This window comes from Glycocaulis albus (assembly GCF_014639075.1).
In the GTDB taxonomy this organism is placed as follows: Bacteria; Pseudomonadota; Alphaproteobacteria; order Caulobacterales; family Maricaulaceae; genus Glycocaulis; species Glycocaulis albus.
This window is the reverse complement of the sequence record NZ_BMFS01000010.1, coordinates 88,786-110,906: the sequence shown is the minus strand read 5'-3', so window position 1 is coordinate 110,906 and position 22,121 is coordinate 88,786. Positions and strand designations below refer to the sequence as shown.

Here is a 22,121-nt window from a genome sequence, read left to right as displayed (position 1 = left end):
TTCGAACACGAGGACGGGTAGCCGGCACTGGTCACCAGGTCGGGAAGGCCTGTGCCCGGCTTGGCCACGCGGCGCACCTCGGTGACATTGCCGCGCGCATCATAGGTGTAGCGCACCTCATTGCCTTCCGGGTAAATGACCTTGGTCACCCGGCCATGACTGTCATGCTCAAGGCTCGTCGTCTGGCCCACACCGTTCGTGCTCGAGACCGGCAGGCCCGTCGACAGGTTCGAGACCAGCACGTCAGTATGGCCCAGAGGGCTCGTCACCGTCGTCGTGCGCTGGCCGCCAGAGTCGCTATAGGCATAGGTCCAGGTCTGAGAGCCGCCATAGGTGATGGAGGAGATCACCCCCGAGGCAGACGTCTGGAATACCGCATCGGGGGTGGCGCTGCCAGGAAGGCGCAGGCCCGTCAGCTGACCGGAGGCAGACGAATAGATGAACCGGGTCTCGCGGCCCAGATTGTCGGTAAACGTGCGCTGGAAATTGGACTCGCTGATCTCCAGGAACGGCCAGTCCTGTGTAAGCCCCGTGCAGACATTCACCGTCGGAAAGCAGGCATCCACCGCATTGTTGATCGCGGTGACCTGCCGGGCCTGCTGCCAGGAATCGCGCAGCCCATGGACATCCTCGACCGGCTGGGTGGCATCAAGAACGATCTGATCCTGGTTGAACGCGTAGCGCCAGTGCAGCTGGTAGCCGAAATTATTGGTCACCGACTGAAGGCGCGCATGCACCGAAAGGGTGATATAGGACGGCTCGAAAATCCCCACATCCCGGACGATCTCCAGATACCGGTAATGATAGGTCAAAACCTCGCCCGAGGGCCGCTCCAGGCGGGTCAGCAGGCGCTCAGGATTGCCAAGGGCATAAAGGGACTCATACCCCCCCATCTCGAACGTGGCCACGCTGCCATCGGCCGTCACATAGGTGTAGACCGCTGACGGACCGCTACCCGTGCGCGTCAGCGAGGCACCGCTCTGCTGGTCGGACACGAACACCGAGCCTGACAGGGTGAAGGTCTCCGCACGCGCCCCCACCATGACCGTGTAGGTGCTCCCGTCCACCGTCAGCGCACCCAGCGGGCTGTGAGCCCAGCCTGTCCAGTACGAGCTTGTGATCACGCCAGAATAGGACAGCCCGCCCGAAGAGGGATCGCCAATGGAGATCGAGGGCGAACCGAGCAGGGCCTGGCCGGTCAGAAGATCGACCCCGCGTTCATCAACCGCGCTGAAAACCGGCGCTATCCCGCTCTGCGCCCAGGCCGCAGGCGATGACAGGACCAGGACAAGTGCGCCAAGGAGGCCCGCCAGCCGCCTGACTGAAACCCCGTTCAGGCAGAGCTCCGCCCTGGCCAGCACACCGCCCCTATGCCCCATTTTCACAATCCCCGATGTAAAACCAGACAGTAAAACCAATCTGAAATTGAACAGGCGGACGCACGCCCGCTTGCCAGACACAAAAAAACCGGCAGCCCCTAAGCCCCGGTCACCTTCTTGCGGATGCGGTTGTGAGCCGCGTCATACTCATACTCGGTGCGGATACCGTGGCTGACACCGCCAGACCGCTGGACATCCACCAGACGGCCGCGGGTGTCGTAAGTGTAACTCTCTGTCGTCGAGCTCCCCGACTGGGCCGAAACAGCCACAGAAACCGCCAGAACAAGCGGCGAAACACACGACAGAACAATCATCATCCCGCCCCCGTAACCGAACACCCCAAAGCGTCATGCAACCGCAGAGACCCGTCAAACAAAAAACACCACCGCCGGGAATATTTTTTATAACCACCCGAAAACAATAAAAGTCCCGCTATAAAAGCAACCCCGGAAACGCCACTCATCCGGCATTGGCCAGAAACGAGCCGGAGCAGGGGAGGAGGGGGCGATACGCCCTTGGCACAATAGAGGCCGGCCAGACAGCCTGCAGCATCTAACGTGAGCTCTGTCGGATCATGCCCCAATGAGGGGCGCTGAGATGACTTCGTGAATTTAATTTTCCGTTAAGCCTCCAATGATGCTTTAAGAGACAGATATAAAACATACACGATCTCCACAGCGAGTGAATGCGCGGGGGCGAGCTGGCGAGCAGCTCGAAGGAGGCAGATTATGTCACTGATATTGCGACACATTGTAGCCCGTATTGGTGGTGAATTGCACGACGGCGGAACGCGCGCCGTGTGCCCTGGACCAGGCCATAGCCAAAACGATCGCTCCATGTCCCTGATGATCGGGCGCGACGGCCGTGTACTCATCAACTCGTTTTCCTCGCGCACCGACTGGCGAGAATGCCAGCGTTGGCTGGAAGATTTGAAGCTGGTCGAACCCTTCGACCCGACGAGAGCCCCCTCCAAAGCGTCTCCGGAACCGCGCATACAAAATATAGCTGATCGGGTGCGGCAGAAACTTGATCGCGCCAAGAGCCTCTGGGCTCAGTCCAAGCCTCTCGCCGGCACCCTTGGGGGGCGCTATGCCGCCCTACGTGGCCTGCGTATTTGCGAGCTGCCCTCTACGGAGGTCCGCTTCCATCCCAATGTGCGCAGATCGCGCGGCCCGTCTCCCGCCATCCTCCAGAAAATCACATCCTCCACCGGCCGAATGATGGGCGTCCAATGCACCTATCTCGATCCAGCTACGGCGAACCGTCTGCCTGATCGTGAGGGCCGGCGTATTATCGGCCGTTTCAAATCCGGCGGTGTTCGCCTGGCACCGGGCGGGCAGGTTCTTGGAGTAGGTGAGGGGGTGGAATCCACCGTCTCTGCCGCCCGGCGCTTTGCCGTTCCCGCCTGGGCGCTGCTTGGATCTGAAAACCTGAAAGCCTTCACACCGCCTGCCGGTGTCGAACTCCTGCTCATCTTCGCAGATCACGGGGAGGGCGGGCTCATTGCAGCTGAAACACTCAAAGCGCGCGCGCACGATGCAGGAATCGATGCACGCATACTCCCGCCGCCCAAATCGGCCGGGGACTGGAATGACCTCGATAGACCAGCCCTGCCAACAACCGATTTCGAGAAGGTTTGACTCGATAAACGCGAATCCCGCCATGGTGGCCAGAATCTGTGACTGATCGGATGAGAGATATGGCAGATACGGACGATAGAACCTTAATCCAGCAACGCTGGCGCAAGAAGCGGATCGCGGAAGGCCACGCTGATGTGCGCGTCCTGCTGACACCCGACGAGCTGGATGTGGTCGACCATATCTCCCAATACACCGACCGCAAATCGCGCGCGGCCGCCTTGCGCGTGCTGATCGCGAACGCGGACAAGATCATTCCGTTGAAGGAGAGGGGCGCATGATGTGAAGAAGCCGCCCCTTTTGCCGAAGGGGCGGCTCCTGAAGCTCAAGCTGTACGGCTAGAGAGCAATGCCAAGGACTCTTCTAGCCCGACATCGCGAAGAATGCAAGCGCAGACTGGTCTGCGAGCGATACCGGCTTGCCTGACGGCTCACATCGCCGAAATACGATGGCCCACACCTCGATCTCCACACAGAGCACCCGCCAGGCGCGAGAAATCGCGCCGGCGCCCGTGCGTGCGTGTTCATCAATCAGCAAAGGAGGGGCGATCAGCCAAAAATAAACCCGGCCAGAGGCCGGGCTTTCAAGGCGGTATTCTGGAGACCGAACGAGACCAATAAAGGCCAACGAGCCGGTCCGCAAAGCTAACTCCTGAATACCACCTCCATCGCAGCCGTCAAGCAGAATGTGCGATTCGCACAGCCTGAAGGCATGCGCTGATTTTGAGCTGATCGATCCTTGATGGAGGATCGAAACGATGGCTTACGGCCAACAAGCAACGGCGCTCTCCCTGTCTGAGAAGACAGGCTTCCGCCGCAAATTCCCCGAGGATCTCGTCAATGAGGAACTCGTCGCCCGCTATGACAGCAAGCCGGCCCGGATCTCCCGGCTGGAAATGCGCAATGAGGTGAAATGGTTCAGAAGCGCCTTGAATCGCAAGCTCAACCTGGCGCCACTCGCCTGGGAATTGCTCCTTGAGCTTATCGATCTCTCCCATGATTGCGACTGGCAGGGCGGCCCGATCACCGTGTGGCCCTCAAACGAGTATCTCATGGAGCGCCTCGACTGCTCTGAGCGGGCCTTGCAATACCAGTTGCGAGCGCTCTCTCGCGCAAACCTGATCACCCATATCGATCATTCGTCGCGTAAGCGCTTCGGACATCGCGGCCTCGATGGGCGCATCGTAATGGCTTTCGGTATTGATCTTCGCCCGCTGGCCGCACGTGCCGACGAGCTGGTCGAAATGGCCCGCAACGCACGCGATGAACGTAAAGAGCGCGGCCGGCTTCGTCGGACGCTCAAGGTGACGATCGCCAATCTCGTCGAGTATCTTCGCACAGCTGCCAGCAACCGAAGCTCTGCTGCGGACTGGGAGACGCTTTACGACGAGCTGCAGGAGGTCACACGCACGATCTCTGTGAAACGTATCCCTTTGGACGTACTCAGAAGCGCCAAAATCGTTCTTGATGAGCTGGACGCCAGGATTCGCAAGCTTCTCGTGAAAGCCCTCCGCCCAGCTAGCCCTTCATCGAATAAGGATGCAGATAATCCTGCGCCCAAGGGTGCAGCCGATTGCACCCTAGAAACAACAACAACCTCTCACTCTTCTGAAGAAGAGACTGTGAGGCCACCAGAAAGTGGCGTTGCCGGAGCTGACGAGCCCAAACAGGCTCCCACAGAGCGAACGGAAAGGACGAGGGAAGGGGATTCTGCTCATCCGCAAGGGATAACACCCTATGGCGCGCATCAGCACCTCGAAAAGTACAAGATTACGGCCCAACTCGTCGCCACGGCATGTCCCAGTTTCTGTTCGGGTCTGCAGACCGATCCTGAATGGGACGACCTGATTGATCATTGCCAGCAATATCGCGCCATTTACGGCCTCAGCCCGTCCGCCTGGTCCATGATGATCAACACGCTTGGCGAACGCCCGGCAGCCGTCGCGCTGGCCGTAATCGGCGAGAAATTCCTCCGTGGCGCCCGTGGTGGCGGCAATGTCGTGGAATCTCCGGCTGGATATTGCGTCTGGCTGACGCGTACGGCCAAAAACCGCGGCGTTCTCGATCTTGGGCCGAAAATCCACGCCCTCCTGACCAAAGACCAGCGCCCCGGTTAGTCAATAGTCATTTGTTTACAGACACATACAAACCGTAGATGCAATTGGAGCAGAGACAATGATCGAGAAATGCATAGTGTCGCAAGCGTCCGCCGGCGGCAGTGCCGAACTCTCGGCCGAACTGGCCGAAAGCCTCGGGATCCGGCCCGGCGGTCCGGCACCGAGTTTCGCAACGCCATAAGGGCTCTGGGAACATGAGCACGCTGCCTCTCTCTCGAACGGCCATGACCTCCAGCATGCTCCAGATCGCAGGTCAGACCGGGCAAACCTGTGGTTGGTCCGATATGCAGGCTCTCAAGGCTATTGCCGACAGGCACGCTCACCATCCTGGGCAGCCGCACAAGGCCGCGCCCTTGCTGCTGCTTGACGTATTGGCCTCTCCGCTGGCTCCCCAGCTGGCGGCGCCACTCGCTCTAGTGCTCGCCGCAAGCTTCTTGCGCGTGAACCGGCTGGTGTGGGACAACAGTGAAACCGAGGCCGTACTTCAGGTCGAGAATGCTCGTAATGGCGCGTTGGGCGTCGATCAGATCGCACGATTTATCGACACGCGACTGCACAATGACCGTCTGGCGCACGCCAGCTGACCAAAACTCTTCGCGCATCACTACCAGATTTAAGTGGGATCGGGGCGAGGGGGCACGATCCATGGGCCCTGGCGTAGCTCTTCCGGCCGCACCGATTTCAGATCGTCGTCAGGCGCCAGAAAACGGACCTCTTCCCAACTCTCGCGCAGCTTCGAGTACGTCATATTGTGGATGTAATTGCGGGCGCTGACTTCCGGATAACCCCTGTGATTATATAGATATACGAACTGAGCGATGATCAGATTGCCGGTATTTTCCACGACCCTTCCATCCGGAGTGTCGATAATCGCACAGGCGCGTGCCTCCACATAATCAAGCCAGCTCTTCACCCGAGTGTAAAAAGCATACGCATCTTCCGGATGGGAGATCGCACGCTCGAAGACTTCATTGTAAGCCCAGACCCGGATTTCCCACCCCTTTTCGGCTTCTGGATCCACACGCCACTGGTATTCGTAGTCACCGAAATATCCGGCCCTGAGCATGTCATGCGTCTCTTCGCTGATAAACTGGACGGGGAAATGCTCGAAGCCTTTGCCCTGCCAGATCAGGCCTTCTGCGTGCTTGAGATAATACTCGCAATCAAACCCTTCATCAGCGAAGGGGAGCATGCTCGCGATATTCCAGTCCAACTTTCCAAGGCTTAGCACGCCTTAAAACCCTCCTGTCGGACAATTCGGGGACACGGCAACTATCAGTACTCCAATACCCCGGTTATCAAACCCAGACGTACCCGGCTGAGCACGAGATCCCGGCGCGCTTCAATGACCGCGAGGCGCGCCCGCAGAAGCTGATCAGTAGCATTGAGAACGTCGATCATAGTCCAGAGGCCGGCGGATCGGCCACGTTCGATCCCCTGTAATGCCAGCTCGGCCGCTGTCCTTCTCTGCTCCTGTGCATCCAGAACATGGGCAGCGGCAGTAACTTGCGCCCAGATTTGCGTTGCTCGCAGTTCGACCTCTGCCTCCACGTTCCGCATCGCGAGGCGAGATGCAGAATTGGCTGCGATGGCTTGCCGATGACGAGCGCCGGTCTCACCACCAGTAAGAAGAGGCAGGGAAAGTGTTAAGTTCACCTGCGACTCGTTGTCGGAAACGACAGCGGGAGAGACATTCTCGCTGTGGGTATGGCGCAGCCCGAGCGTGACGGTCGGACTATTGCGCCGTCCGGCCGCCATCATATCGACTCGAGCTATCTCGGCATCGAGGCGCGCTCCAGTGAGATGTGGGTCGTTATCCCGGGCAGCATCGATTACATCCAGCACGTCGGTCCATGGCAGATCGATCGAGGGCCAGTCCAGCGTTTCGGCTGGAAAACCGACGACCCGCTCGAAACGCGCGCGTCCAACCGTCAGGTTCACCCGGGCATTTTCAAACCGGGCACGTGCTTCGGCAAACCGGGCCTCGGCTTGCGCTAGTTCAGTCCGCGTCGCGGTACCGCGGGCCAGCTGTGCGCGCGCCGCATCGACAAGCGCGTCGAATGCCCGCATGGCTGCCGCTTCGATCAATACGGTCTCGTCAATCAATAGAAGATCGACATAGGCAGATGCCACTTCCTCAATGATGTCGCGCTCGATCGTGGCGAACTGTGCCTGCGCCCGGTGCATTTCCAACACGCCACGTCGCAGGGCGATATTGCGCCGCCCGCCGGACCAGAGGACCTGCCGGGCGTCGAGAGAATAGGTCCTCGGCGAGGTTTCATCGTCGATCACATCGTTGTTGGACAAGACCGCCTCGCGGTCAGAGCGCGCGGTCGAGGCTTGCAAAGTCAGCTGTGGCCGGTAAGGGGCCAGCGCCAGTGGAATGGCCTCGCGCGCACTGCGCAGCTGGGCGCGCTCCTGCTGCAATCGGGGGTGGGTATCAAGAGCGGCGACGATGGCATCTGACAATCTGTCAGATGTCGCCAGCGCTGGCGCTGCATACACAGCCGCTGCCGCGAACGCGGCCAACAACAAACGCCTCATCTTCAAACCTTCCCGCCCAGCGGGGCGAGAATGCCGGGTTCAAAAACATTTTCAACCCCAGCCTGTGTTGCCAGCTTGCCATCGCGCAGTGTGCGCGGCGATATAGACGCGCTGGGAAGGGGCGGCAGGTGACAAGCGAGAGTTTCGGAACGGATTCGGGGCTTGAATGCCTGTCTCTTCTGCTAGGCGTGCTGGAGCAGCCGGTGGATGTGGCTCAGCTACGCCATCAGCTTGGTTCCGAACGGGCCGCCACCATTGAGAACCTGGTGCGCCTGGCACGGTGGGCCCAGGTGCGCGCCAAGCTGGCAGCAGTGCGCGCCGACAGGCTGGAAGATATGCCGCTGCCGGCGATCGGCGAAGGGCGGGATGGACGCTTCTTCATCATCGGTGCGATCCGCGACGGCGAAGCGTTGATCCAGCGGCCCGGCCAGCCGGCCGAAGCGCTCACCTTGGAGGATTTTACGCAGATCTGGACTGGCCAGGCGGTATTGATGACGACGCGCGCCGGTGGCGGGCGGCCTATGCGCAAGTTCGATGTAACCTGGTTCATCCCGGCCCTTGTCCGTTATCGCGGACTGCTTGGCGACGTGCTGGCAGCGTCCTTCATTCTGCAATTGTTTGCGCTCGCAACCCCGCTCTTTTTCCAAGTGGTGATTGACAAGGTACTGGTGCACCAGTCCTTGACCACACTCAACGTCCTGATCATCGGCCTGTTGGCGGTGATCGTATTCGAGACCTTCCTGGGCGGGCTGCGCGCTTTCATCTTCTCGCACACCACGTCGCGGGTGGATGTGGAGCTCGGGGCAGGGCTGTACCGTCATCTGCTCAATCTGCCGCTGGCCTATTTCGAGGCGCGCCGGGTGGGCGATACCGTGGCGCGGGTGCGTGAGCTGGAGACCATCCGCGAGTTCCTCACCTCCTCAGCGGCGACGCTGATCATCGATTTGTTCTTCACCATCATCTTCCTGGTGGTGATGTGGTTCTATTCGCCCTGGCTGATGCTGATCGTGATCGGCGCGATCGTACTGTACGTGATCATCTCTGCGGTTATTACCCCGCCGCTGCGTGCACGCATCGAAGAGCGTTTCTACCGAGCTGCCGAAAGCCAGGCCTTCATGGTCGAAAGCGTCACGGCGGTGCAGACGCTAAAAGCTGCAGCTGTTGAGCCTCAGATGCAGCGCCGCTGGGAGACTCTGCTGGCGGGCTATGTGAAATCCGCTTTCAACGCCAATGTGCTGGGCATCTGGGGTGGCCAGGCAATCCAAATGGTCAACAAGCTGTCCACCGCCCTGATCCTGTTCGTCGGGGCTACGCTGGTGATCCGCGGTCAGCTGTCTGTCGGTGAGCTGGTCGCGTTCAACATGCTGGCCGGACGCGTGGCCGAGCCGGTGCTTCGTCTGTCCCAGCTCTGGCAGCAATTCCAGGAAGCGCGCGTCGGTGTCGACCGGCTTGGCGACATACTCAATACACCGCAGGAAGCCAATGCCTCCGGCTCGCGCACCGCGCTACCTGCGCTCAAGGGGCATGTGAAGTTCGATGACGTCACCTTCCGCTACCGTCCGGGCGCGCGCGAGGCGCTGCGCCGGGTCTCGCTGGAGGTGCAACCGGGCGAAGTGCTTGGCGTAGTGGGCCCGTCCGGCTCCGGCAAGTCGACCCTCGCCAAGCTGGTACAGCGCCTTTACGTGCCGGAGAGCGGCCGCATCCTGATCGACGGGGTGGACCTGGCGCTCATCGACCCGTCCTGGCTGCGCCGCCAGATTGGTGTGGTGCTGCAGGAAAACATCCTGTTCAACCGCTCGGTGCGTGACAATATCGCTATTGCTGATCCCACCTTGTCCATGGAGCGCATTGTCGAGGCGGCCCAGATGGCTGGGGCGCATGATTTCATCCTGGAACTGTCGGAAGGTTACGACACGCGGCTTGAGGAGCGCGGCGGCAATCTGTCGGGTGGCCAGCGCCAGCGCATCGCTATCGCGCGGGCCCTTGCGACCGATCCGCAGATGCTGATTTTCGACGAGGCGACCTCGGCGCTCGATGCGGAGAGCGAGGCGGTCATCCAGCGAAACATGGCCAAGATCGCCCACGGCCGGACCGTGATCATCATCGCTCACCGGTTGAGCGCGCTGAAACCCTGCGGCCGTATCATCACGCTCGAGGCCGGCGCGGTCACCGAGGATGGCACACACGCCGAACTTCTCGCCCGTGGCGGGCGCTATGCCAGCCTGTGGCAAGAACAGACCGGGGGCTATCGATGAGCCGCCACCTCGCCGTTCTCATCGAGGCCTGGAAGCGTGAGAGCGAGCGCCGCCGGCAGAACCGCCGCAAGCGGATCGAGACGCAATTCCTGCCCGCAGCGCTGGAAATCATGGACACGCCGCCGCGCCCGCTCGGCCGCATCGTTCTATGGACGATTATCGCCACCGCGATTGCCGCCCTGCTCTGGGCGAGCCTGTCGCGCGTTGACGTGGTCGCCGTGGCCGAGGGGCGGCTGACACCGGTCGGCCGGCTGCAGTCGGTAGAAACGCTGGAGGCTGGTACGGTGCGGGCCATTCATGTCCGTGAAGGCCAACAGGTGCGCGCCGGCGAGGCGCTGGTCGAGCTCGACACCACCTTCACTGAGGCCGATGTGTCAGCGGCCCGCTCCGAGCTGGAGACAGCCCGGCTGCAGCGCCGCCGTGCCTTGGCACTGCTGGCCTGGGCCGATGAGGGCGAGATCGACTGGAGTGAGGAGGCAAGCCTGTCCCCGGCAATCCAGACCGCTGAGGCGCGTCTGGTACGCGCCCGCATACGTGAACACCAGACGCGCTTGGCCAGCATGGTCCAGCGCCGGGAGGGGGCACTGGCCGCGCGTGATGAAAGCCGCGCGTCGCTTAGCGGCATAGAGATCACTCTCCCGCTGATCCGGCGCCAGTACGAGAACCATGCTGCTCTTGCGGAGGAAGGCTTCGCGCCGCACCAGCGGGTTGACGAGCTGGAGGAGCGCCTGAACAGCCTGCGTGCCTCCGCTGCTGGCGCGCGCGAGGCGATCCGGCGCGCCACGGCGGAGGCCGCGATGATAGAACAGGACATGGAGACGGCGCTGGAAAGTTTCACCGCCCAGGCCGCCGCAGAACTCTCAGAAGCGGAAAGCATTATCGCCTCGCGCACCGAAATCCTCGCCAAGGCCGAGGCGCGCTCGGCGCTCCAGACCCTTGCTGCGCCTGTTGACGGCACGGTCAATGCCATCGCCGTCACCACGATCGGCGAGGTGGCCCAGCCTGGCGAGCCGGTGATTACCCTGGTGCCGGCTGGCGGCGAACTTTATGTCGAGGCCTTCCTGCTCAACCGCGATGTCGGTTTCGTCGCCGTCGGCCAGGAGGTCCGCATCAAGCTGGAAGCCTTCCCCTTCATGAGATACGGCTATCTAGATGGAATCGTAGAGCAAATCTCGCCCGACGCGATCGTTGACCAGCATCGGGGGCTGGTTTACCCTGCGCGAGTAAGAATTTCTGCGAACAACCTCAGGGTAAATGGTGAAATGCCGGTGCTGGCCGCCGGCATGGCTGCGACGGCGGAAATCAGGACTGGCCGCCGGCGGGTAATCGCGTTTCTGCTTAGCCCGGTCATGCGGACAATGAGCGAGGCGGGGAGGGAGAGATGAGGGGGGAGGCCTGCTGTGATTTCCACACGGGCAGTTTATGCACGGGTGGTGGGGTGGTGAGGCTCTGCAACGGGGCGCTTGCTTTGCTTGCCGCCATTCTGCTGGGGTGTGCCGATACGACGGCTCAGTCCGGCTCGGAGGCAGGTGCATGTGTCGACATCGAACGCATTTACACACCCGGCGTGCGCCCCGGTCAAACGGGCCAGGTGCGGGTGATCCGCCGGCGTGTGCCCTGTACCGCCATGGCTGACGACATCAACGCCGCACCGTTCAGCAACGAGACTGCTGCCTTGCGTCATCTCGCCCGCCAGAGCTTCCCCGTCGAACTCACGCTTCACGCCGACCCGGCATGGGATCCTGAGGAGACCGTTGTCGGCCGGTTCGTCGTCCCTTCGGAATATTTCGATCCGGCCAATCCCCCGCTTATGGACGCCATTGCCGATGGCGAACTCACGACATTTAATGCTCAGTTTTTTGTGGCTTTCATGGACGGTCGGTATATCAGCCAGGTTGCGGCCCACAATCAGACTGTCCAATCCGTGCACCAGGTCTCGCTAGGCGGCAGGAGCGACGGAGATAGCGTGGTTGGTGAACGAGAGTATCTTTCTGAATCTCCTCATTATGAATTCACCGGAGAAACTGCCCACGGTTTGGACCTGTACGTTTTCCAAAGCCCATATGAAGTTAAAGATCAGATTTGGGTAGGGACTGCTCCAGACGGTGCTGCTGTACGGATAGTATGTGGGTCTCAGCGCATGGATCGTCATGGCCCCCCGGACGGACCCAGAGAGTACGGCCTATGCACGCTCAACTTCATGGCCGATACCAATATCCGTGTGGACCTCTCCCTTCCCCATTTTCAAATCGAGCAATGGCCAGTTCATCGTAGTGAAGCTCTCAGATTGGTCGAGAGCTGGAGAACAGAGTAATGTCTTTGACGCAGGCTCAGATCCGGTCCCGCTGGAACGCTATTCGTGGGAATTTCAACGCTACCGGTGCTGACAATCGAGCGGGAATATACCTGCAGATATACGAGCTGTACCGTGATATAGGAACTCCGGAAGCACTCCGCGCCGGTCGCCAGATCTTAATGCAAGCGCAGATCACATCTTACAGCGGCGCCTACGGTGCCGCCGCGTTGATGGGAAATCGATGGGCGCAAGAAAATAACCCGGGTCTCTATACGATGACTCTGGATCAGTTTTCTTATGACATATTGCAGCGACTAGTTGAGGCTATAGAGTACTCTATTGTTGATAGAAATCGCAATGGCGTTTTTTCGGTCGCAGAAATTAATGCGCTCGACTATTCCGTGTGGCGCGAGTACGGGATGGGGGCGTGGTTTCCCGGAAATTATCTGCGTGGATGGCATGCCGCCAATGGCGCGACAATCAGCCAGAATTCATTGATATTTGAGCAGGCGATCTATAACCGCCACAGTTTGAATGGAGATTTCTCATTCCAGTATGGAATGCATGACGACGATTATTGGACAGCCGCTGACCTTCGCCCGAGTGGCCAGCATTACCGCCTCGCTCTCGTAGTTGCGATGTTCAGCGACGACATTGGCAAACAAGCTCACCACTACGGGTTGTCCATGCAGGCGATTCGACGGCACGGTACGCAAACGGTCGGAGAGTATACTGGACAGATCGTACACCTCCCAGTGGATGGCGAGGAAACGATCGCAGCATTGTCGATCACCGATGGGGATGGCAATAGGGTCGTATTCCGTCAGCTTGACGATACACGAGCGATCTTCGGAGAGGTCGGCTGGGGGGACGCCTTTCTCGCCCGCGCTGTGGATGCGTGGATCGATGCCGATTTTCGCTATGGCCATCTTGGCGGCATCGGCAGTAACGAGCGGCATAGCCAATGGATGCGCTACTTAGGTGAGTACGAGGACGAACTCAAGAACCGTTTGGGCGCCGACATAGGTCTTCATGCTGTGCGCAACTACAGTTCGCCGCTCTACGCACCCAATCCCTCGTTCGATCCGGAGTGTTTTGTGCCCGGCACGATGGTGCAGCTTGCGGATGGGCAGCACGTACCGATTGAGGCGATATCGGTCGGCGACGAAGTGATGGGTTTCGATGCTCTTGGGCGGTTGCTGCCCGCGCGCGTTGTTGATGTCCACCGCAACACATCCGACGAAGTCATTGAAATAAACAACGAGGTGTTCGCAACGGCTGGTCACCGGTTCCTATGTTCAGACAATGAATTTCGGACACTGGAGACAGTCCTCGCAGAGGGGCACTCCTTGGTCGGAGCAGGTGGGCACGCGCGCGAGGTTCGAAACGTTCGGCGCATCAAGGCCGTTGATGTCGCACTCATTCACGCGGGTGCCGGCGCAAACATCGATACTCCTGACAGCTTGCAGCAAGCACTCGACTGCGGCCCGGACGGGGCGCCTACGTTCCTGACTTGCAACCTAACGGTCGAGCCTTGTCACACTTACATCGCCGGTGGTTACCGCGTGCATAACGATTCCCTCCGGTCACACATTCCAGAAGGCGGCATTGAAGTCCTCAATCAGCTGCTCCCGAACGGTGAGCGGCGTTTGATGGGCCTGTTCAGCGATGGCCGCGTGTTTTTTCTAACGGGCAAAGATTTCGACGGCGACCACAATACAGACCTAATCCTGCGTAGTTACTTTCTGCCAGACGGCTCACAAGTTCGACAAGGTCGCGATGTGGGCGTCTCGGGATATAATGGAGTGATTATTCCCGCCGCAGAGCTGTCGGGGATGTTCGGTACAATCGGGTCTTCGATTGGCAGCCTTCTGTTCAATGGTAGTTTTGCCGCGAACATGGCGTCGTCGGCTGTTCTGGAGGCGGTTGGCGTAAACATCGGGCAGGCGATCGGATCCCGCCTGAACAATATCGTCGACCATGTAGACGGCATCACCAGAGACGTTTTCAGCGACTTCGGGGCAGACCTCTCCAACGCCTTCCAAGGCGCCGCAATCGGAAGCGTCAGCTCGTTCCTCACTCTGGAATTGGGCGAAGCCCTCAGCTTGAAGGGATTCGGCGCGGAACTGTTCCAGACGGTCGGCAGTACGGCGATTTCTACGGTACTCAGCAATGCAGTGAGCGGTCAGTCCCTGTTTTCCGGTTTCGTGGGGAGCAACCCAACATTTGAGGTGCTTGACGGTATCGTCACCGCGGATTTGAGAACGTTCAAATTCGGAGCCTTCGAAAAATCGATAGGAGCCTTCCTTGGGGCCAAGCTCGGCTCCTTGGTAATCCAGCCGCAGACCACGGCAGGGGCTGTTCTGTCATCCATCGGGAGTTCAGTGGGTTCCCTGATATTCACCGGCGGCATTGGCACTTGGACGTCCACGTTTAGCTATGGACTGACCAGCGCCATGTCGAAGGCCATTGGATCGCTCGCGAACATCGTGGTGCCCGGCCTCGGCGCTTTCGTCGGTTTCGTTCTGGGCGCATTTATCGGGAATCTTTTCGGCTCCAAGAAGCCGAAAGTTCCCGCAGCCGACGCCGAGACGGTTTTGAACTTCGACACCGGATATTTCGATCTTGGCAACGTGTCGAGCCAGAATGGCGGCAATGAAGATCTCGTACGCGATATGGCCATCGCGGCGCGTGACGCGTTGAACAGCCTCGTTTCGATGGTTACCTACGGAAGCGAAATCGCAGGAAATGCCAATGCTACCTCTCCCACGCAAGTGTACGGTCACACGGGCAATCAACTGTGGGTAAAGCTCGGCGGAACTACTGCAGGCAAAATAAATCACGACAGTGCGGACAAGGCCGTTGACCAAGGTGTGATTTGGGCGCTTGGCCGAACCAGGATTGTTGGCGGCGATCTATTCCTGAAGCGTGCGATCACGCGATCACCTGCTAATTCCGTGATCGGACTGACGGGCGATCTTCAGATCGCTGAGGACTATGGCCTCTATCTGGCGAACCGAGAAGTGATCAATGCGATAGTGGCGGCTCCGTATGACAGCCTGTCTGTTTCGGACAAAAGCTTCTACGACAATAACAAAGCGCGTTTCACGCGAGTTATGGCTCAGGATTCAGTGTCCCTGAATGCCTCCGATCAGACTTGGTACAATAACAACAAGACTCGCGTCGATCGTATGATCGACGACCTAAGTGTCTCCCAATTCGCCGCCGGCTGGATCATCACCCTCCAGCGGGCGGCCGAGCTCGGACTCAACCGCACTTCGAAGTCCGACTTCTACGGCGGGTTTGGCGGGTTTGTGGACAGTCTGAAAATCCTGTCGGGGCAGGGTTTCGACAATGAGGATGTGAGCTTTTCCTTCGACGGCAATACGATGCACGTCGATTACGGCCGCTGGAACGGCCGCGCCGAAGACAATCTGATGCGCGGCGGCGACCTGTCCCTGGGCACAAACCTGCTGCAGAATCGGCACGATTATGTAGGCCAAGGCAGTGAGATGATCGAGCGTCTGGCCGATGGGAGTACGGCACTGGTGTTCCGAGATACCGGGTTCCAAGAATCCGCCAGTGGATCTCTATACGGTGCCCGGTTTGAACTCCATGGCGGCGACATGGATGGTGGCCGGCATTTCAAGGTCGATGCTGGTGATTATGTCACTTTCGGCTTCGAAGCCCGCAGGCTCGGCAACGCTGCCAATCAGGTCCGGATGTATGTCGGATTCTACGATGAATCCGGTACACGCTTGAGCTGGCATAATGTGAATCCGACATCGGGGAATGCGTGGAACCGCAGCACTCGAACCGTCCAGGTAGACAGTGGCGCAGTGTATGCGCGCGCTTACGTCTATACTTTCGCCCGAGCGGGATCCGGCGCGTCCGTCTCCACACTTGATCTTGCGGCCCGCAACTTCCAGTTCAACCGCTCGGCCACCCCATTCGCATCGACGCCGGACTATACTGCGCCGGTTTATGAGCGCTTCGAACTAGCGAATTTCTACGCCGATGGTGGCTTCAACAAGATGACAAATGCAGTGCGGACCTCGCCGTCCGCCAATGCGCGCAGCTCGCTGCTCGCTGCAGCGCAAGCCTGGATGGCATCGTGGCATGGTGCCACCGGTGCGATCATGTCGACGACCTACTCGCTGGTTTCTTCCAGTGGACGCGACGCCACCAGCGGAAACGACATCTATATTCATACCGGTTCCACTGGCGTGACAATTGAGGCCAGCAGCACCGAAACCGCCTCCATTACTTTCAGTTATTGGGACTATTCCCGCCCCTACGAGCCCGACATCCGCACCCACACCATCACCCAGACGTTCTCTCACGAGGGGGGTGACAATATCTTTGTGGGGGGATCAGGCGACGACACGATCTATGGAGGTTCGGGCCATGACTGGATCCAGGGCGGTTATGGCGACGATTATCTCTATGGTGGCAATGGAAATGACGTAATCATCGGCGGTCTCGGCTATGACCGCATCTACGGACAGAATGGCGACGACTATCTCGTTGCCGGGGTTGGTAGCACCAATACCTATATGCGCGGTGGGGCGGGCAACGACACGCTGGTGCTAGACGGCATCGTTGGCACCCACCTTGGCGAGGCTGGCGACGATACCTTTATCGTCACCGGGACGAAGGGTTATCGCGGCTGGGCGCGCGGCGGCTACGACACAGACGACAACGGTTCTGACACGGTCAGCTACGAGCGCGTAGACCGCGGGCTGAAGCTCGACATGGCCTACCGGCCTAGCAGCTGGGACGGTCACAGCAATGCCATCTATGCTCACGCGGCAACCCGGCGCTTTAGAGCCTACGACATGGAGGGCGGCTCCAGCGAATTCATAGATCTGCGTGTGAGTCAGATCGACAACGTGACGGGTACCCAGTTCGGCGACGAGCTATGGGGCGATGACGGGGCCAACGTCCTGCGCGGCCTGGCAGGCGACGATTTCCTCTATGGCCGGGCCGGGAACGACATCCTGGAAGGCGGCGCGGGGGCGGACTATCTACATGGCGGCGGTGGCAGCGACACGGCGTCATATAAGCATTCGCGCTCGGCTGTCTGGCTCGATCTGGAGAGTCAGGAATATTTCGGAGGCGATGCAGAGGGCGACACGCTGGTCTCGATAGAATGGCTGCGTGGCTCCGATTTCGACGATACGATGTTCGGCAAGAACGGCCAAGCCAACCGGCTCTATGGCGGCCGCGGCGACGACTGGTTCGTCGCTTCGAGCGGCAATGACCAGTATCACGGCGAGGCTGGCTTCGACACGGTCGATTATTCCGACATGAGTTCAGCGATAACCGTGAACCTAGCCGCCAATACCGGTTCTGGCGCCGCTGCTGGGCACAAATTCTACTCCATCGAGCACATTGTCGGCACCGACTTCAACGACGTCATCACCATGGACGGCGGTGACAACTACATCCAGGGCGGCAAGGGCGATGACATCCTCTACGGTGGGGCGGGCCTGGACACCTACATCTACTATCTCGGCGACGGCAACGACACGATCTACGAAACCGAGAATGGCGGCGGCTACGACACGCTGGTGATGCTTGGTATGAACTGGGCGGATCTGACCATTACATTCCCCGCCCACAGCAATGGACGCAATGCAGCCATGCTGGTGTCCGTGTCCGGTGGCGGCAGTGTGCGCTCGGTCAACAATCAGTACTACTGGGAAGATCCGCAGGCTGGAATCGACGCGCTCGATGTCGGCGGCGTTGGCGCTGTGGATATCAGCCGTATCAACTGGGGCACTGGCGGCAACAATCAGAACAACACGCTCTATGGCCGCTCTGACAAGAGCGACATAATCATGGGCTATGCTGGTAACGACATCGCCTATACGGCAGGCTCAGCAGGTGGGCATGAAACCAACGGTAATCTGATCTGGATGGGCCGGGGCAATGACACGGTGTACGCTTCGGTGGGTGACGACGAGTACATCTTTGATCGGGGAGACGGCATAGACACGATCTATGACAGCGGCGGGGATGACCGCATCCAGTTTGGCCCGGGCGTGATGGCAGATGACGTGATCTACGAAGTCGTAGGCAATGACTTCGTCATCGGTCTGCGCGAAGCAGGGAATCCAGAACTTTTGGCCTCTCAGGTGTCTGACCGGATCATTGTAAAAGGCGCTGGCGCCGCATCCGGTGCGGCCAAGCGGATTGAGTACATTACCGCCGGCGGTGTCGATATCGATATCAACAAGCTGAACATCCAGTGGTCGGGCACGACTGGCGGCGGCGGTACCGGTGGTGGTGGCGGCAACTGGAATTTGCCTCCTGTGGTCTTCGATCTGGACGGGGATGGACTCGATCTGGTCGGCATCAATGAAAGCCGCATCGTCTACGATACCGGCACCGGCCATCTACTCCGCATGGGTTGGGTCGGTGCAAGCGATGGTATTCTGGCGCTGGATCGTGACGGTGACGGCATCATCAACAACCGCAGCGAGATTTCCTTTGTTGGTGACTTCGAAGGTGCAACCACCGACCTTGAAGGCCTGCAGGGCTTCGATAGCAATGGCGACGGTGTGCTGGATTCCGCTGATGAACGCTGGAGCGAGTTCCGTATCTGGCGTGATTTAAACCAGAACGGTGTGGGGACCGAAAACGAACTCATGACCCTGGAGCAGGCAGGGATCGTGTCCCTGAACCTCACGCTGAATCCGACCGGTCGGACGACCGGCAACGTGGCGGACAGCGTCTCGGTGAACACAGCGCTGGCCTCCTTAGCCAATGGCTCGACTATGATGGCCCATGATGTGGCGTTAAGGATGATGTTGGCACGGGCTGAAGGCTCGGCCTTGCCGGGCGAAGGGTTCTGGGATGGATTTAGCCTATCCTCTGACGGCCGGTTCGGGATCGCCTACACAGGAACAGCCTTCTCGGAAGACGCCATTGCTAACCTGATAACCTCGTGGGACATCGATATGGATGCTCCGGAGGGTGCGGCATGGGTTCAGCTAAGCCATCACATAGATCTGTTCGAACATCTCTCCGCTCCGGTGGTTGAGGCTGATCCGGACGATCCCCAGACACCCACCTTCGGTGTCAAACCGATCGTCATCGACATGACGGGCGAGGGCATCCATTTGATCGATCCGGCCCAGTCGCCAGTTTGGCTTGACGCAAATGGGGACGGGGCGCTGGATCGTCTCGGCTGGGTTGGCGCCGGCAATGGGATACTGGCGCTCGACCGTAACCGGGATGGCGTAATCGAGGCGGTCTCAGAAATATCCTTCGTTGGCGATCTGGCCGGTGCGAAGACCGATCTGGAGGGCCTGAGAGCCTATGACAGCAATGGCGACGGATGGCTTGACGCTGACGATGCGCGTTTTGGCGACTTCCGGATCTGGATTGATGCTGATTTCAGTGGGACCAGCACATCGGACGAACTTCTGACGCTTCACGAAGCCGGTCTGGAGCGCCTGTCCCTGACAACTGTGGCAGGAACGGGCTCGGCGCCGGGTTCACTGCATAACACGGTATTTGGTGAAGCGGAGATTGTCTGGCGCGACGGCGTAACAGGGGGGCGCGCCGCCGATGTAGAACTGCGCGCGTTTACCGGCAATCTCCAGGAACAGTTTTACGATCTGCTTATGCGCAATCTAGCCGAACAGCGCGATGCCGGAAATTGGGGCTTCGGGCGGGCTGCTAGGCGTCAGCAGATGGTGGAGCTTCGCAACGAAAGCCCCTCCGGCACCCATGTTGAACCGCATCGTATCCTGCCTGTGGGTCGACCGGCGGGTGCAGTCAGCGAACCCTTCTCCACGGAAGACCGCGTTTCCGCTGCGTTGGCGACGGATTCCGCCCGCAACATGAGCGGTTATGTCGATCCGCAGCAGCTGGGCGGACTGGACTATGCGATCGGCGGGCCAGACTTTACACGCACAGTGCATGGGGATGAGGAGTTGCCCCGGAGGGGCGAGACCAGCCGTTGGTGGCTGGCGGCCCAAACCCATGATCCGGTCCGCAGGCCAGGCACGCTGGCCGATCGTCTGGCGGAGCTAAATCGCAGCCGGGACCAGGTTTCGATCGGCAACTCGGACTTTTCCACCTTGCCGCAAGAAGATGCGGACACCCTGTCCGAGCGGCAACGCTTCCTTCAGGCCATGGCTGCATTTCGTGGTTCCTCAGGAGTATCAACCCTGCGCAAGGGCGATCAGGTAACCATTGGCCAGCACGAACTCTTCGCCAGCCGCCGTGAGCTGTCCGCTTTGGCTGACGCCGGCCGGCACAGCCTTTATGGATGACCCCGGCAGGGCAATGGATGGAGTATTTGGCATGACAGGTGCGCCCACAGGCAAACCGGGGCAGGTTGCGCCGCAACCGAACAAAACGGTGTCACAGGTGCTGGGTGAGATCACTTGGTTGCTGACCCAGTCTCCAATCCACAAGCAGTTGTTCATCGGCGACCTGGAATGGTTCGTCATGCCCGCAGTTCTTCTTGAACAGTTCCGCATCTTCAACGGACCGCAACATCCGGCCGCCTTTGCGTTGTGGGCCCGCATCTCCGAGGATACAGAACAGCGCCTCAAAGACGGTGGCTACAAGCTGCGGCCGGACGAATGGCGTGGTGGGGACCGGCCCTGGATCATTGAGGTCGTGGCACCTTTTGGCGGGCACGAGGAGATACTCCAGGATGTGGCCCAGCACATTTTTCCTGGCGAAACGTTCAAATATCACCGGGTGAACGAGACGGGCCAGCGCGAAGTTGCCGAGCATGTCCCGGGCAGCCCGACCGCCAACTGAGGACGCCATGCATTCTGTCTCGGGTATCGTTGTGGCCGTTTTCGCGGCGCTGGTCCTGTCGGCCTGTTCGACAGCGTCAACTGCGCGGGAGGCTGTGACGTCAAATCTCCAAGGCGCAGTTGGCTACGCGCAGGATTTCGTTGGCCGGGTCTTTCGCGACCCGCGGACTCAGGAAGAGCAGACCTGGGAAGAAATCACTGCTTTCACTCTGGTCTCCCGTGTCGGGGATCGTCTTCACATTCATGCGCGTGGAGCTCCTCTCACGGGAAGTGGAACGGTTGACCTCCGGCTTCTGGTGCGCGCCAGTGCCGAAACCCTCACCCAAGGGTATTCCCACTTTGCCATTGTGCACGTACGAGATCGCAACATGCCGGTAGCCGGACGCCTGTTCGGCACGCCGGTCTATGGATCGCAAACCGTATGGATCGGATCCTATGAAGACTATGTGGCCAACCGCTACGAGCGGGATTATGCTGCTGCCCCCCGGACTTGGCTGCGCCCGGGTGTCGCGGCCGTTGTGGTGATGCTTGACGAGGATGATCGGCGCAGCAGGCGCGCTTTTGATGCTCGCGCGGTCTACACTAGCCTGGTCGTGGAAGGCGGGTATTAGAGTGGCTTGCTCCTTCCTGGCCGGAAGTTGGTGCAGAGCGCTCCACGGTGCGTGAAATTCCGTGTGCCAGGATAACAGCGCATTCTCGGTGCAGTATCTTGGCACCTTGAACCGACTGGACGCGCCGTCACGCGTGAGATCATATCGCATTTCTCATAAGATAAATTATGCGACAAATCACCGTCAGCTTAAATTAGGCCTTCGTATAAATTAATGAAGCGGCTACAAATATTCCTGAATGTGACCTTTGTTGGCATGTTCGATCGTATGATATTCTGCAGCGAACTCATTTGGCGTGGCTTTCGTGGTAAACAGTATTTCAAGAGCGCGGCTTTAGATTAAATTTTCTTTCAAGGGATTGACCGCCCGCAAACTCACCGGTTTAAATTAGAGGTAGCAGTTTTCGGGGGATTGGGGATGAAGCGGCTTTCGGTGCCCGCCAGCTTCATAATGTCCGTTGCGTTAGCAGTTGGCATTGCAACAGAAGCCTTACCAGC

The 22,121-nt window shown here is 59.5% G+C and carries 16 protein-coding genes; 10 read left to right on the top strand and 6 right to left on the bottom strand.

The genetic code is table 11. The annotated features are described in order from the left end of the window. Both IEV75_RS11220 and IEV75_RS11215 read right to left on the bottom strand, forming a co-directional pair. On the bottom strand, positions 1-1,379 hold a 1,379-nt coding region (locus IEV75_RS11220; RefSeq protein WP_188452662.1), incomplete at its 3' end, for an RHS repeat protein. 98 nt (positions 1,380-1,477) lie between these two features. Beyond that, positions 1,478-1,696: a hypothetical protein gene (locus tag IEV75_RS11215; protein WP_188452668.1), complete on the bottom strand. Its 219-nt coding sequence runs from the start codon at positions 1,694-1,696 to the stop codon at positions 1,478-1,480. A gap of 519 nt (positions 1,697-2,215) precedes the next feature. Between IEV75_RS11215 and IEV75_RS11210 the strand changes: the two genes are divergently transcribed. Further along, positions 2,216-3,019 carry a DUF7146 domain-containing protein gene (locus tag IEV75_RS11210; protein ID WP_188452661.1) on the top strand — a complete coding sequence of 268 codons (804 nt, stop codon included), beginning with the start codon at positions 2,216-2,218 and terminating at the stop codon, positions 3,017-3,019. 59 nt (positions 3,020-3,078) lie between these two features. Then, entirely contained in the window at positions 3,079-3,297 is a 219-nt protein-coding gene (locus IEV75_RS11205) for a hypothetical protein (protein ID WP_188452660.1), read from the top strand. A gap of 82 nt (positions 3,298-3,379) precedes the next feature. On the opposite strand, the gene IEV75_RS11200 is transcribed toward IEV75_RS11205, so the two are convergent. Continuing rightward, complete coding sequence (locus tag IEV75_RS11200; protein WP_188452659.1) at positions 3,380-3,553, bottom strand: hypothetical protein; 174 nt, start codon at positions 3,551-3,553, stop codon at positions 3,380-3,382. A gap of 220 nt (positions 3,554-3,773) precedes the next feature. On the opposite strand from IEV75_RS11200, the gene repC reads away from it, so the two are divergent. Next, positions 3,774-5,132 carry a plasmid replication protein RepC gene (repC, locus tag IEV75_RS11195; protein ID WP_188452658.1) on the top strand — a complete coding sequence of 453 codons (1,359 nt, stop codon included), beginning with the start codon at positions 3,774-3,776 and terminating at the stop codon, positions 5,130-5,132. A gap of 194 nt (positions 5,133-5,326) precedes the next feature. Further along, positions 5,327-5,716 (top strand): hypothetical protein, encoded by a 390-nt coding sequence (locus IEV75_RS11190; RefSeq protein ID WP_188452657.1) that lies wholly within the window; start codon positions 5,327-5,329, stop codon positions 5,714-5,716. A gap of 29 nt (positions 5,717-5,745) precedes the next feature. On the opposite strand, the gene IEV75_RS11185 is transcribed toward IEV75_RS11190, so the two are convergent. Next, positions 5,746-6,345: a hypothetical protein gene (locus IEV75_RS11185; RefSeq protein ID WP_188452656.1), complete on the bottom strand. Its 600-nt coding sequence runs from the start codon at positions 6,343-6,345 to the stop codon at positions 5,746-5,748. 62 nt (positions 6,346-6,407) lie between these two features. Beyond that, the gene (locus tag IEV75_RS11180; protein ID WP_233351844.1) at positions 6,408-7,676 is read right to left on the bottom strand and encodes a TolC family protein; all 1,269 of its coding nucleotides are present in this window, start codon (positions 7,674-7,676) and stop codon (positions 6,408-6,410) included. Positions 7,677-7,804: 128 nt separating this feature from the next. Here IEV75_RS11180 and IEV75_RS11175 point away from each other — a divergent pair, with 128 nt between their 5' ends. From IEV75_RS11175 to IEV75_RS11155, 5 genes are read left to right on the top strand one after another with little or no spacing between them, the layout of a single operon-like run. Continuing rightward, positions 7,805-9,931: a type I secretion system permease/ATPase gene (locus tag IEV75_RS11175; protein ID WP_233351843.1), complete on the top strand. Its 2,127-nt coding sequence runs from the start codon at positions 7,805-7,807 to the stop codon at positions 9,929-9,931. Next, positions 9,928-11,316 (top strand): HlyD family type I secretion periplasmic adaptor subunit, encoded by a 1,389-nt coding sequence (locus IEV75_RS11170; protein ID WP_188452653.1) that lies wholly within the window; start codon positions 9,928-9,930, stop codon positions 11,314-11,316. The genes IEV75_RS11175 and IEV75_RS11170 overlap by 4 nt, the downstream gene beginning before the upstream one ends. Next, positions 11,313-12,245 carry a hypothetical protein gene (locus IEV75_RS11165; RefSeq protein ID WP_188452652.1) on the top strand — a complete coding sequence of 311 codons (933 nt, stop codon included), beginning with the start codon at positions 11,313-11,315 and terminating at the stop codon, positions 12,243-12,245. Before IEV75_RS11170 ends, IEV75_RS11165 begins: the two co-directional genes overlap by 4 nt. Further along, positions 12,245-20,515 (top strand): SPM autocatalytic domain-containing protein, encoded by an 8,271-nt coding sequence (locus IEV75_RS14010; RefSeq protein WP_188452651.1) that lies wholly within the window; start codon positions 12,245-12,247, stop codon positions 20,513-20,515. The genes IEV75_RS11165 and IEV75_RS14010 overlap by 1 nt, the downstream gene beginning before the upstream one ends. A gap of 31 nt (positions 20,516-20,546) precedes the next feature. After that, a complete protein-coding gene (locus tag IEV75_RS11155; protein ID WP_188452650.1) occupies positions 20,547-21,014 on the top strand; it encodes a toxin-activating lysine-acyltransferase in 468 nt (155 codons plus the stop codon). Between the two features lie 100 nt (positions 21,015-21,114). On the opposite strand, the gene IEV75_RS11150 is transcribed toward IEV75_RS11155, so the two are convergent. Beyond that, positions 21,115-21,258 carry a hypothetical protein gene (locus tag IEV75_RS11150; RefSeq protein WP_188452649.1) on the bottom strand — a complete coding sequence of 48 codons (144 nt, stop codon included), beginning with the start codon at positions 21,256-21,258 and terminating at the stop codon, positions 21,115-21,117. A gap of 123 nt (positions 21,259-21,381) precedes the next feature. On the opposite strand from IEV75_RS11150, the gene IEV75_RS11145 reads away from it, so the two are divergent. After that, on the top strand, positions 21,382-21,624 hold the full coding sequence (locus IEV75_RS11145; protein WP_188452648.1) for a hypothetical protein: 243 nt from the start codon (positions 21,382-21,384) through the stop codon (positions 21,622-21,624). The last annotated feature ends 497 nt before the right edge of the window (positions 21,625-22,121 follow it).

Coding starts and splice junctions, on each gene's coding strand:
- IEV75_RS14010 (WP_188452651.1), top strand. CDS start 12,245: ATGTCTTTGACGCAGGCTCAGATCCGGTCCCGCTGGAACGCTATTCGT.
- IEV75_RS11170 (WP_188452653.1), top strand. CDS start 9,928: ATGAGCCGCCACCTCGCCGTTCTCATCGAGGCCTGGAAGCGTGAGAGC.
- IEV75_RS11165 (WP_188452652.1), top strand. CDS start 11,313: ATGAGGGGGGAGGCCTGCTGTGATTTCCACACGGGCAGTTTATGCACG.
- IEV75_RS11205 (WP_188452660.1), top strand. CDS start 3,079: ATGGCAGATACGGACGATAGAACCTTAATCCAGCAACGCTGGCGCAAG.
- IEV75_RS11215 (WP_188452668.1), bottom strand. CDS start 1,696: ATGATGATTGTTCTGTCGTGTGTTTCGCCGCTTGTTCTGGCGGTTTCT.
- IEV75_RS11145 (WP_188452648.1), top strand. CDS start 21,382: ATGCCGGTAGCCGGACGCCTGTTCGGCACGCCGGTCTATGGATCGCAA.
- IEV75_RS11180 (WP_233351844.1), bottom strand. CDS start 7,676: ATGAGGCGTTTGTTGTTGGCCGCGTTCGCGGCAGCGGCTGTGTATGCA.
- repC (WP_188452658.1), top strand. CDS start 3,774: ATGGCTTACGGCCAACAAGCAACGGCGCTCTCCCTGTCTGAGAAGACA.
- IEV75_RS11150 (WP_188452649.1), bottom strand. CDS start 21,258: ATGAATGTGAAGACGATCCCCGACACGGGAGACCAGAGTGAAAGCAGT.
- IEV75_RS11155 (WP_188452650.1), top strand. CDS start 20,547: ATGACAGGTGCGCCCACAGGCAAACCGGGGCAGGTTGCGCCGCAACCG.
- IEV75_RS11210 (WP_188452661.1), top strand. CDS start 2,216: ATGTCCCTGATGATCGGGCGCGACGGCCGTGTACTCATCAACTCGTTT.
- IEV75_RS11190 (WP_188452657.1), top strand. CDS start 5,327: ATGAGCACGCTGCCTCTCTCTCGAACGGCCATGACCTCCAGCATGCTC.